The organism is Bernardetia sp. ABR2-2B (genome assembly GCF_037126435.1).
GTDB lineage: Bacteria > Bacteroidota > Bacteroidia > Cytophagales > Bernardetiaceae > Bernardetia.
Genome location: NZ_CP147020.1, coordinates 1,374,851 through 1,387,249, shown reverse-complemented (window position 1 = coordinate 1,387,249; position 12,399 = coordinate 1,374,851). Strand labels below are relative to the sequence as shown.

The 12,399-nt window shown below is 30.7% G+C and carries 12 protein-coding genes and 1 other RNA gene; 9 read left to right on the top strand and 4 right to left on the bottom strand.

Annotation, left to right across the window (positions count from 1 at the left end):
- Window positions 1-24: 24 nt before the first annotated feature.
- Window positions 25-518, bottom strand: an RNA gene (gene rnpB, locus WAF17_RS05825) — RNase P RNA component class A.
- Window positions 519-834: 316 nt separating this feature from the next.
- Between rnpB and WAF17_RS05820 the strand changes: the two genes are divergently transcribed.
- On the top strand, window positions 835-1,389 hold the full coding sequence (locus WAF17_RS05820; RefSeq protein WP_338767441.1) for an STAS/SEC14 domain-containing protein: 555 nt from the start codon (window positions 835-837) through the stop codon (window positions 1,387-1,389).
- Between the two features lie 71 nt (window positions 1,390-1,460).
- On the opposite strand, the gene WAF17_RS05815 is transcribed toward WAF17_RS05820, so the two are convergent.
- Entirely contained in the window at window positions 1,461-1,655 is a 195-nt protein-coding gene (locus tag WAF17_RS05815; RefSeq protein WP_338767439.1) for a hypothetical protein, read from the bottom strand.
- A gap of 228 nt (window positions 1,656-1,883) precedes the next feature.
- On the opposite strand from WAF17_RS05815, the gene WAF17_RS05810 reads away from it, so the two are divergent.
- On the top strand, window positions 1,884-2,798 hold the full coding sequence (locus tag WAF17_RS05810; protein ID WP_338767436.1) for a hypothetical protein: 915 nt from the start codon (window positions 1,884-1,886) through the stop codon (window positions 2,796-2,798).
- Between the two features lie 199 nt (window positions 2,799-2,997).
- Window positions 2,998-5,013 carry a DNA topoisomerase (ATP-hydrolyzing) subunit B gene (gene gyrB / locus WAF17_RS05805; RefSeq protein ID WP_338770150.1) on the top strand — a complete coding sequence of 672 codons (2,016 nt, stop codon included), beginning with the start codon at window positions 2,998-3,000 and terminating at the stop codon, window positions 5,011-5,013.
- A gap of 49 nt (window positions 5,014-5,062) precedes the next feature.
- Here gyrB and WAF17_RS05800 read toward each other — a convergent pair whose 3' ends face one another.
- On the bottom strand, window positions 5,063-5,671 hold the full coding sequence (locus WAF17_RS05800; protein WP_338767433.1) for a hypothetical protein: 609 nt from the start codon (window positions 5,669-5,671) through the stop codon (window positions 5,063-5,065).
- Window positions 5,672-6,254: 583 nt separating this feature from the next.
- Here WAF17_RS05800 and WAF17_RS05795 point away from each other — a divergent pair.
- From WAF17_RS05795 to WAF17_RS05770, 6 genes are all read left to right on the top strand, one after another.
- The gene (locus WAF17_RS05795; RefSeq protein ID WP_338767430.1) at window positions 6,255-6,446 is read left to right on the top strand and encodes a hypothetical protein; all 192 of its coding nucleotides are present in this window, start codon (window positions 6,255-6,257) and stop codon (window positions 6,444-6,446) included.
- Between the two features lie 108 nt (window positions 6,447-6,554).
- Window positions 6,555-6,740 (top strand): CsbD family protein, encoded by a 186-nt coding sequence (locus WAF17_RS05790; protein ID WP_338767428.1) that lies wholly within the window; start codon window positions 6,555-6,557, stop codon window positions 6,738-6,740.
- A 96-nt stretch (window positions 6,741-6,836) separates the two neighbouring features.
- Window positions 6,837-6,995: a lmo0937 family membrane protein gene (locus tag WAF17_RS05785; RefSeq protein WP_338767426.1), complete on the top strand. Its 159-nt coding sequence runs from the start codon at window positions 6,837-6,839 to the stop codon at window positions 6,993-6,995.
- Between the two features lie 106 nt (window positions 6,996-7,101).
- Window positions 7,102-8,511, top strand: coding sequence for an HTTM domain-containing protein (locus tag WAF17_RS05780; protein ID WP_338767424.1), 1,410 nt, complete (start codon window positions 7,102-7,104; stop codon window positions 8,509-8,511).
- 168 nt (window positions 8,512-8,679) lie between these two features.
- Entirely contained in the window at window positions 8,680-9,570 is an 891-nt protein-coding gene (gene dapA / locus WAF17_RS05775) for a 4-hydroxy-tetrahydrodipicolinate synthase (protein ID WP_338767422.1), read from the top strand.
- A gap of 756 nt (window positions 9,571-10,326) precedes the next feature.
- Window positions 10,327-11,190 carry a murein L,D-transpeptidase catalytic domain family protein gene (locus tag WAF17_RS05770; protein ID WP_338767420.1) on the top strand — a complete coding sequence of 288 codons (864 nt, stop codon included), beginning with the start codon at window positions 10,327-10,329 and terminating at the stop codon, window positions 11,188-11,190.
- A 155-nt stretch (window positions 11,191-11,345) separates the two neighbouring features.
- Here WAF17_RS05770 and WAF17_RS05765 read toward each other — a convergent pair whose 3' ends face one another.
- On the bottom strand, window positions 11,346-12,251 hold the full coding sequence (locus WAF17_RS05765; RefSeq protein ID WP_338767418.1) for a UDP-2,3-diacylglucosamine diphosphatase: 906 nt from the start codon (window positions 12,249-12,251) through the stop codon (window positions 11,346-11,348).
- Between the last annotated feature and the right edge of the window lie 148 nt (window positions 12,252-12,399).

The following is a 12,399-nucleotide window of genomic DNA, read 5'->3' as shown; positions in this document are numbered from 1 at the left end:
TCAGAATGCTGACTTTAAATAAGTTGTAAAAATAAGTCTATAAGCCGAGTCCTGTCCAGTTTGATTTCCCGTTTTCAAAACAAAAAATAAACTTGTCCTATCATTTATCTACGCTGAATTTCACAAAACAGCTTTAACGACCTACCCGTCTGCTCCAGCGAGCAACTTTTTTGTTTTTTCTCAAAATAAATGAGAATAAAAAACATTCGCAGACTTATTTGGTCTTTCAGCACATGGGGTTTATTCGCCCAAAAAAGTTGCCTTTTTTGTCGGTGCGCTCTTACCACACCTTTTCACCCTTTCCATTTCATTTATTTTTATTCAAAACAAATAAAAAGGTGGTTATTTTCTGTAACACTTTCCGTCTATACTTACAACTTGTTTTGATTTGGTATAGCCTTCCCGTTAGGAAGCATGTTGCTCTGTGCTGCTCAGACTTTCCTCTTTCATTTTCTGATTTTTTTACTTTAAAAAAGTTACCAAACAAAAAATATAAAAGCGATAAGATGACCTATTAAATTAAAATTATTCAAATTTATCATTAAATAATCTAAAAATTAGATGAAAAAGTGATAAAGTTTTCTTAAATTGTAATCACAATGTACTACCGTTTAGCAAATATCAAAATATTTTGTCAATTTTACAGTATTATTTTTGACAAAAGTAAAAATTATAACTCAAAAGAATTTTTTAAAAATCAAAAAGTAAGTTTTATCTGTGTTTAGATATTAGTTTTCCCTTAAAAAAACAGTGTCTTTTCTGTGTAAAATTTCTGTACCCTTGAACAATTTTGAGTTTTATATTACTTCAAACTCCCCCTTAATAATTATAATAATGATTCATTCTTTTAAGACAATACACAAAGAAGAGTATGCTTCAAAAAAGCAAATTTTTGATGACGCTCATAGTGCCTATAAAAAAAGACTAGATAAAAAAAATATCGAAATCCCTCTTCATAATACAGTTCTTTTTGAAGTTCCTTTTGCCAGAATTAGTTATATTCCAAAAGACAAAACAAACAAGGAAGCTATCAAAGACGGAATTTTAGCTTTAGAATGGAGAGGAGATATAACTGATGAGCAGTATAAAGAAGTAATGAATAAACTACTTGAGTTTATCTATCTTTATGATGTTAAAGATTTATTGGTTGATGCTATGGAGTTAGGATATGTCAGTATGTTTGCTCGTGCGTGGCTTATGCTAGACTGGATTCCTCGTATGCAAAAACAAGAAATAGAGTTTGCTAAGTTAGCTATTTTACGTACAGATGCTCCTATGCATAAAGTAGGAATTGATTATGTAGTCAGTTATCTGCAGCAAACAATGCCTTATGAATGCAGATTTTATGTAAGTAAAGAAAATGCTATCAATTGGGTTTTTAGAAAATAATATGCAAGGAATGTAGATTATTATTTGAAACACGTCTTTGTATAAGTTTATGCAGTAGGCGTGTTTTTTCTTTACATCAAGTGTACTGGAAGGTAGTATATAGCAGTATCTTCTTTTGAGTTTGAAGGTAAATTATTTTTTATAGATGTTTTTTTTGATTTTTCTTTTTTTGAAGAATTTTTGATGCTACTCTTTGTAGTAATTGCTTTTTTTGAAGAGTTTGTTGGAGATAAAAAAGAAAACAGATTTATTTTAAGTGTGTGCATTTTTTAATAAGTAATTAGAGATGTTTCTTATTTTATATGCTGCAAAGTTAAGTCCACCAAGTCAAATAAAAAGTTGAACATCAAGGTATTTATCACTTGTATAAGTCTTGAAGACATGTTTCTCAAAATTTAATTTAGAGCGACTATTTAGTTTTTCTTTGTGATTTTCACGTACTTAATCGCTCGTAATTTGTATAAAACACAAAATGATTAGATATTTAGGGTAGAATGATAAAATTAAAATATCCACGTCAGCGCATTTTTATAGCTTTTTTAATCTACACCTTACTCTCCTTTGCTGTGGCTACACTCAGTTTTTGGCTATTTAGGCGTGTCGAATCAATTAATATTTTAGCTGATAATGTACACGAACTTCATATTCGTATTCGAAACTTATCCAAACTAAGAAGTGATTTTTTATTAAATGAACCTCTAAACGAAGAATTTTATAAAACAGGTGATAGTCGTTTTTTAAAAGAATATGTAGTCAATCAGAAAGAAATATTGAACTCAATAGATTCTATCAAAAAATCGTATCAAGCTAAAAAATGGAACATGACTAAAAATTTGGACTCCTTATACCTTGAGGTAAAATCTAGTGCAGGTATGATGAAAGAATTAGCACGTAAAATAAGGCTTAGAGGATATAAAGATTATGGTTTAGAGGGAGTAATGAGAGAGTATGTGAAACAACTAGAAAAGCAACCTAATATAAATAAAATTTTGGTTTTGCAGCTCCGAAGAAACGAAAAAGACTTTATAAATAGATTAGACAGTATTTCACTAAAACAATGGAAAGTTAATTTTGAAAAACTAGCCAAAGAAATAGTAGAAAGTAAAAAATACAAATTAGAGCAGAAATATAAATACCTTGCTTTTTTAGATGCCTACAAAGAAGCTTTTTATCATTTTGTAGAGGTAGATTATGATATTGGTTACCGACAAGAAAGTGGTTTTGCAAAGCAAACAAATTTAAAAGATTTAGTGATTTTAAAGTATATTGACAAATTAGACTATTACTCACAAAATAAAAAAGATTCTATCTTGATTCAGCTTCGTTTTATTACTGTTGTCTTAGTAACAGCTTCCGTTATTGCTTCTATGCTTCTGAGCTTAGCTTTTCCTTATATTATGAAAATTTAAAAAGTTTTTGTTTCCTCAAAACAACAATAACACTTTGCTTGATATAGTGCCTATTTTAATTGTAATAGACACGTTTTTTATGTATATTTGTACAATGATTTTTGGAATGAAATATGCCTTATCTATCTTATCAGAAACAGATAAAAGTGTATTAAATCAAAAAAGTAAAAACGCAAAAAAACAATTAGCAATAATTAAAATGGCAGAAAATAATAAAGAGGAAAGTGCAATAGTAGGAACTGATATAGAAAATACAGTTTCTCCTAACCCAAATGGGAATTATGGCGCAGATAATATTCAAGTTCTTGAAGGATTAGAGGCTGTTCGTAAGCGTCCAGCTATGTATATTGGAGATGTTGGTGTCAAAGGTTTACACCATTTGATATGGGAAGTAGTAGATAACTCTATTGATGAAGCTCTTGCTGGGCATTGTGATACAATAGCAGTAACTATAAACGAAGGAAATACAATCACAGTCAGAGATAATGGACGTGGTATTCCAACAGATATTCATACAAAAGAAAATCGTTCTGCTTTAGAGGTCGTAATGACAGTTCTTCATGCAGGAGGTAAGTTTGATAAAGATACTTATAAAGTTTCTGGTGGTCTTCACGGTGTTGGTGTTTCATGTGTAAATGCCTTATCTGACCATTTGAGAGTAGAAGTACACAGAAACGGAAAAATCTTTGAACAAGAATATTCTTGTGGTGCGCCTCAATATTCAGTTCGTGAGATAGGTAAAACAGATATTTCAGGCACGGAAGTTACTTTCCATCCAGATACAACTATTTTTACGCACTCTGTTTTTAAATATGAAACAGTTGCAAATCGTTTGCGTGAACTCTCCTACCTCAATGCAGGTGTGAAAATTACGCTTTCTGACCATAGAGAAGAGTTTGCTGAAAAAGATGACAACGGAGATTTTGTTACAGAAACATTTTTATCAGAAGGTGGACTGCGTGAATTTGTAGAATATCTTGACAAGAGTCGTACAGCTATTATCCCAAGTCCTGTCTATGTAGAAGGAGATAAAAATGATGTTCCTGTACAAGTAGCTATTCTTTATAATACTTCTTATGCTGAAAATGTATTTTCGTATGTAAATAATATCAATACGATAGAAGGAGGAACACATATTACAGGTTTTTATCGTGCCTTGACAAGAACATTGAAAAGTTATGCTGATAAAAATGGTTTAACAGATAAGAAAGTCGAGCTTTCTGGAGGAGATTTTAGAGAAGGAATGACGGCTGTTATTTCTGTAAAGGTAATGGAGCCTCAATTTGAAGGACAAACCAAAACAAAACTAGGAAACTCTGAAGTTTCTGGTGCAGTAGAAACTTGTGTAGCCGATGCACTTTATAATTACTTAGAAGAAAACCCAAAAGAAGCCAAAACCATTATTCAAAAAGTTACTTTAGCTGCACAAGCTAGAATGGCTGCACGAAAAGCTCGTGAAATGGTACAACGTAAAACGGCTCTTAGTGGAACAGGATTACCAGGAAAGCTTTCTGATTGTTCTGAAAAAGATCCTCAAAAATGTGAAATTTATTTAGTAGAGGGTGATTCTGCTGGAGGCTCTGCCAAACAAGGAAGAGATAGACAATCACAAGCTATCTTACCTTTACGTGGTAAAATCTTGAATGTAGAAAAAGCACAAGAACACCGTATTTATGATAATGAAGAAATAAAAAATATTATTACAGCTTTGGGTATTCGTTTTGGAGAAAATGAAAACGGTGAAAAATATCTAAACCTTGATAAACTTCGCTATCACAAAATCGTAATCATGACCGATGCAGATGTTGATGGAAGCCATATCAGAACGCTTATTCTGACACTTTTCTTCCGTTATATGAAAGATTTAATTGAAAAAGGATATGTCTATATTGCTCAACCTCCTTTGTATCTAGTCAAAAAAGGAAAACAACAGGTTTATTGTTGGGATGAGCCTCAACGTGAACAAGCAATGAGAGAACTCGGTGGTGGAAATATGAATGGAGTGGGCATACAGCGTTACAAAGGTTTGGGAGAGATGAACCCAGAACAACTTTGGGAAACAACTATGAACCCAGAAACAAGAAGTATGAAACGTGTAGATGTAGAATCTGCTGCTGCTGCTGACCAACTTTTTTCTATGTTGATGGGAGATGAAGTTGCACCTCGTAGAGAGTTTATTGAGAAAAATGCTCGTTATGCTCGTGTAGATACTTGATAAAATGAGTAATAGATGAAAAGTAAAAAGCCATATAGATTATTTAAATCTATATGGTTTTTTTGCTTATTATATCTTTGAATAAAATAAAAAAAATATAAACCCTAAGTATTCCAATAATCAAAATAAGGTTTGGTTGTATTGGTAGTAAGTCATTCAATGAAAAATAAGTGGTTTCTAAGAGGAAAGCAATGAAATAAAGTAGGATGGATAGTTTGCTTTCAAATCCTGATAAAATAACAAGTAAAAATATAAATAACTCTATAAAAAAATAAACTGAAAAAATCTCATGTGCGTAACAACTTGTTCCTATATGAAATAGATAAGACTGTAATAATGCTAATAAAACAGATGACAAGGTTATAAGGACACATTTTTTGGGAAAAAGAGATAGGCTTTTTCTATCATATAAGAAAAATATAAGTAAAACAATAATTATAGTAATGGAGAAATCAAACATTAAATAATCGACTTTAAAGAAATTTGCAGCATCACAATTTAAACATTTTCCTCCAGTACTTTGATAAAAAATAAATGGGTAACCTATTTTATTATATCCATCAAAGTAAGCCTCAAATGTTAATGTAGTTGCGTTAATGATAAAAAAAGCAAATAAGCTCACAAAGAATACTTTAATAACAAAGAATAATCTAGACATTTTTTAAATTAGTGAGTAAATACTATAGATGCAAAAAAACATTCTTTGCATAAAAAATAAAAAAATAGTTTTTGTTTTAACCTGTTTTATCTTATAACAAATCAAGGGTTTTCACTTACATCTTTCCTAACTTCTAAGCAAGAAGCAAAATGACTCTCACATTTTGTAAGTATGTAGTCGGCATCTTGCTGTGGCTTTTGAATTTATCTATTTCTATGAAAGAAACGAAAAAGTTATTGTCTCATTTTTATGCTCAAAATGCCTTATAAAAGATACTTTTTTAATGATTCTGAAAAAAAATATAAAATATTTTCAATTTTGTGTAACCTTTCTTCATCAATTAGAGTATATATAAGCAGACAGACACTTTAAATAGTTTTGCTTTATAATAAAAGCCATTTTTTCTGATAAGGAAACAATCATTTTTTTTATTTTCCTTCTCAAACTATATTCTACTAAATAAAGAATTTCTGTCAAAATCAAGAAAATACATTTATTAAGATATTTAAGAAATTTAGTCAAATTTATTTTGCTGATTTCCATTTTTTTACCTAGTCCTCACAGACTCATAAATTTTTAAACTATGAACTTCAAAGCAATAATTAGCATTTTCCTTATTCTTATGGGCATCATTGGATTAGTAGTAGGAGTATTCGGAATTTTTGGACAAAATCTATCTAATCAAAATCCTTGGATATTTGCTATTCTTGGTCTAATATTTTTTGCATCTGGAATGGGACTTTTCAAAACTACAAGTGGAAAAGTAGAAGGCTAAAATCTACAATACAACGATAAAAAACAACTCAACTATCTATATAAAATTATTTATTAGTAAATATTCAAAACTAATTTATAATTCATTTTTTTAATATTAATTTTTATTATGGACAAGCTAGAATACAAAGGAACGTGGAACGAAGCAAAAGGACGCATGAAAAAATCATATGCATCACTTACAGATGATGATTTGACTTATACAGAAGGTCAAGAAGAACAAATGTTGGGCAAAATTCAACAGAAATTAGGAAAGACTAGAGACGAAGTAGTCAAGATGATAAAATCAATCTAACTGCTATTTCATATTTAAGACAAAATACTATTCAATTTTCAGAGAAGACAACCAAATCTTCCATTTTTTAACCTCAATTTTTTAATCTTTATTATTATGGGTAATTTATTATATATCATCGCTGTTGTTCTTGTTATTGCTTGGGCATTGAGTTTCTTTACTGGTGCTTATACAGGAGGAATCATTCACGTATTATTAGTTATTGCTATTATCGCAGTTTTATTTCGTGTTATTCGTGGTGGAAAAGTCATATAACAATGACTTAAAAAGCAGATAAGAAATTTCAAAATCCTTACCGTTCATTTTTTGAATAGTAAGGGTTTTATTTTGTCTAAAAAAAACTCTACTGTATCTTTGGTAGATGAAACTATATCAAGAATTAAAAGACAAACTAACTGCTCCTATTGATATTGCACCTTTGATTTATGCAAGAATCGTTTTAGGACTTTTAATGACTATCGAACTCTGTGGAGGTGCATTGTCGCCGTACGGAAAAACACTCATTACTGGAGATTATCATTTTTCATATTCCTTTGCACCCTTTATCAAACCTTGGTCAGAGCCAATGTTGGTGTATCTTCATTTTGGAATAAATTTTATTTTGGGACTGATGGTTGTCTTTGGGTTTAAGTATAGATTTGCTTGTATTGCCATGTTTTTTTCGGCTACTTATATTTTTTTGATGGAAAAAACGCTCTATATCAACCATGTATATTTATACTGTCTCTTATTTTTGGTATTTGCTTTTCTTCCTGCTAACCGAGCTTTTTCAATAGATACTCATCAGAATCCTCAACTTAAATCTTCTCAAGTACCTGCTTGGACGGTTTATTGTTTCGTTGTCCAGCTCAGTATTGTTTATTTTTATGCAGGATTAGCAAAACTAAATATTGATTGGCTTCATGCTCAACCCATGCAAATTTGGCTTGCTAATAAAGCCGACCACCCTATTCCCTATTTAGGGGTTTTATTAGCTCATAAATATCATGCTTTTTTGGTGGCTTATGGTGGAATTGCTTTTGATTTGCTTGTCGTTCCTCTGATGCTTTGGAAAAAAACTAGAAAAGTAACCTTTATTTTGGCTATCTTTTTTCACGCTACTAATGCCATTACGTTCGGAATCGGTACTTTTCCTTGGTTTTCTATTGCTGCGACAGCTTTATTTTTTCCTCCTTCTGTTTTTAGAAATTGGTGGATTTTCAAATATTTTGATAAAAAATTACCAAAACCAAATACGCATTTTTTTCAGTATTCTGATACTTCAAAATCGTATCAAAAGTTTGTTTATTCATTCTTTATTTTATTTTTTGTTATTCAATTCTTCCTTCCTTGGAGAGCATATTTGTATGGAGAAGACCCTAGTTGGACAGAACAAGGACATTTTTTTTCGTGGAGAATGATGTTACGAACCAAACGAGGAATTACAAATTTTAAAGTCAGTGATGCCAAATCAGATAAGCAAGAAACGGTTTATCCAAATCAGTATTTGTCATACAAACAGGCAAACAAAATGAAAAAAGACCCAGATATGATATTACAATACGCTCATTTTTTGGAAGAAATTTATAAAAAAGAAAAAGGCTATATAGAACCAATCATAAAAGTAGAATCTGAAATGTCTTTGAATGGAAGAAGAAAGCAAACCTTCATTGATCCAAATGTAGATTTGACAAAAGAGCAGAGAAGTTGGAAGTTATATAAATGGGTAATACCACTCACAGAAACAGAATATATTGAAAGAGAAGATAAAAATAAAGGTGTGAATGATTAAATTTTATGTTTTTTGAGAGAAAGCCTATTTTTAAAATCACTATTATCATTTAACTTTGTAAACATTAGTGAATATTTTTTTAAACCCTAAGGGTTTTGAAACCCCCTAGGGTTTCGAAACTAAGTTGTTGTCGGTAAATCTATCGATAATTTTTATATACAAATAGCTATGAATAATTTATTTAGAGGAACAGGAATTGCCCTCGTTACTCCTTTTGATGAAAATAAAAATGTAGATTTTGATGCGCTCAAAAATCTACTTGTACATACACAAGACCACGTAGAGTTTTGGGTTGTTCATGGAACAACTGGCGAAGCTGCTACTACCACACGCCAAGAAAAACGAGAAATTTTTGACTTCATTGCTGCAAATAATCCAAAAAAATTGCCTTTGGTTTATGGATTAGCATGGAATGATACAAAACAACTTATAGAGCTGATTGGAAAATCTAATTTAGAAGGCGTTTCGGCTCTTCTTTCGGCTTCTCCTTCTTACAACAAGCCAACACAGGAAGGAATTTATAGACATTATATGGAAATGGCTGATGCAAGTCCGAAACCAATTATTTTATATAATGTTCCGAGTAGAACGGCATCAAATATTGAAGCTAAAACCACACTAAAACTGGCTCAACATCCAAATATTATTGGTACAAAGGAGGCTTCTGGAGACATTACACAATGCATCGAAATTTTGAGAAATAAGCCTAAAGATTTTATGGTATTTTCTGGAGATGATGCCCTCACACTTCCTCTCATTTCTTTGGGTGCAGATGGCGTAATTGGCGTTATTCCAAATGCCTATCCAAAAGAGTTTGGAAATCTTACTCGTGCAGCTCTGAAAGGAGATTACAAAACAGCTAATGAATATTTACACCAGCTTTTTCCATTATTTGAACATTTGTTTGTAGAAAGTAATCCTGTGGGAATCAAAGAAATTTTGGCTTTAATGGATGTTATGAAAACTGATGTGAGGCTTCCTTTATTAAATGCTTCAAAAGAGTTGAGTAAAAAATTTGAAACAGAAATGAAGGAAATTAAAAGTCTTCAACAAGTATAGGCTGATAAAAATCTAAATTAATTCAAACAATTCTTGGTAAAATACTGTTATATAAGTGTAACGTCGCTCAAAAGAGAGTAACTTTACAAATTCATTTTCAATAAAACTGAAGTAATGAGACAACATAAGTTTGCAGTATTCTTATTTATTAAGATTTTGTAAAAATTTATACCGTTTCTATTTTTTAAATTTTGATTTATAAAGTTTAATACTTTTAGTTTATTCAATTTTAGGGAAACCTAAGAAAATGAAATGTTTTGGAAGAAACAGTTTTTTTGATATTTTTTCAAATTCGTAAAGGTTGTTTACAATCTTATTTTGCATTTTATTTTATCTGATTTTATGCCCATTTTTAAGAGTTTTAAGTTAAAGTTTGAGCTTTTAATAAAATCATAAATTCAATTTAAATTTAGTAGCACAATTTCTTGATTGTAGAAATAGATTTCGATACTTATTTGTGATAAAAGAAGTAGAGTCTCTATTCAAATGCTTTTACACCTAAGACTTTCAGTTTTCTATAAAGTTTCAATCATGCTTGATAACTATTTTGTATGATTGTAATAAGAGAAAACTAGAATATGCAAATTAGTTTTATCAAATCTGAGAAGATTTGGTATTTGTATATTTAACTGAAAAAATATCCTTACGTAATGTTTAACATTAGTTTTTATTGAATTTGTAATTTCTCTTTTGAGCAATTTAAAGGACGTAACAACTAATAAATAATCATTCATTTACAATTTAAAAAAACTCTGAATGCAAAGAATCGTATTGAGCGGCAGTATCGCCGTACTCGTACTTCTCTTTTTCGGTTTTTCTAAATTTTTTGCTACTGCTTCGAATACGAACAGTATGCTAGAAAGTGCATCAAAAGTAGATGCTTTTCCGTCAAAAGAACTTAAAACTATTGAGAATACTTCTATCGCTTTTGAAAATCATATTAAAGATATGTATCAAAAGTTGAACTTGAAAAAGGCAGAATTAGAGTATGCCCCTTTCAAGACAGCTTACGTAGGTTATTTGAATCTACAAACTAAAGGAGAACTTAAAAAAGAAATATTGACAATCTTAGATTTTACAAAATCTTCTCGCTTTGAGCGTATGTGGATTATTGATATGAAAAATCAAAAATTAGTCCGTAGAGAATTAGTAGCTCATGGCAAAAATTCTGGACATGATATGGTTACTTCATTTTCCAATAAACTGCATTCTAATCAAAGTAGTATGGGGTTTTATGTAACTGACTCTCCTTATATTGGTAAAAATGGAATTTCTATGCTTATCAATGGAATGGATAAAGGTTACAACGACCAAGCGAGAAATCGTGCTGTCGTTATGCATGGTGCAAACTATGTAAACCCAAGAACTATGAACCGTAATGGTAGATTAGGAAGAAGTTTTGGTTGTCCTGCTGTAGAAATGCACAAGGCACAAGAAATCATAGATTATGTCAAAAGTGGTTCTTGTTTGTTCATTTATTTTAAAGACAAAAAATATTTGTCTTCAAGTAAATGGCTTAACCACGATGGAGCAAAAACTTTTTTTGCTGAAAATATACAGCATAGCGCAGTAAACGTACCGAGTACGGCAAGCGTAACAACAGAAAATACAAACGGATAATTCCTTAATGCAGATTTGTAATTTTGAGATAGGTTAAAAAAATAACTGAACGGCTAACTACTTAGTAACTTATTTTCTATTCATAATTACTAAATGTCATTAATTGAAAAGATAAATTAAGTTTTATCGAAGATGAAAATCACTTGAAAGCTGATTTAATCAACTATCCATTTTGTATCTGCTTCAAAGCAGCAACGCTTAAAAGTCGCAATTTGACTGATATTTTCAACTTCGAAAACTAGATAGGTGAAATGGTTCATCCATTCGCCTGTATTAAAATAATAGCTTTTATCGCTAGGTTCAGTTTGTGAATCTCCGATAGAGGCTATTATTTTTTTGTCTAAATTTTCACTCTTTTCTGTCCTCATTTCTATCATTAGGGGTAAATGACGATGCCCAAAGACATAATAATCTTGTGGGTTTTTTTGATGAATTTGATTACAATAGTCCCAAATCCACTCTTTTTCTTTACCATTGTATTTTTCTATTTGCTTAGGCTTTTTGTTAGTCTGTTTTTTAGATGGTTTACGACTATCTGACCAAAAATGAGCCAGTCCGATTCCAATATTAGGGTGCAGCCATTCAAAAAAGAAACGACAAAAAGGATTTTTAAATAAAGCCTTTTTCATAAACTTATATGAATAATCTCCATTTCCTAAGCCATCTCCGTGTCCTAAATGTATCTTTTTGTTATTCCAAGTTACAAATTGTGGTTGATGATAGACTTTTACTCCTAATTCTTTCTCAAAATAGCCAAACATCCACAAGTCGTGATTGCCCGTAAAAAATACAACATCAATTCCACTATCCGTAATTTCTGCTATCTTTCCTTGTAAGCGTACAAAACCTTTCGGAACAGATTTTTTATATTCGTACCAAAAATCAAAAATATCTCCCAATAAAATAATAAGTTCGGCATCTTTACGAGCCATTTCCAACCAACGAAGTATTTTTTTTTCTCTTTCTAAAGAATCGTTGCCTTCAATATCTTTCGAATATCCTAAGTGAAAATCAGAAGCAATGTAAATTTTTTTGGATGGAGAAAGAGTTATATTTTGCATAAATCACAAAAGTAGTTCAGACATCTTGTCTGAATATGGTTTTGAACAAATTGGAAGTCTGTTATACATAAAAAAAAGAAAACCAACACTAAAAAGATAGAGTTGGTTTCTTAAAATGATTTTTCTATAAGCTAATTTTACAAAATGT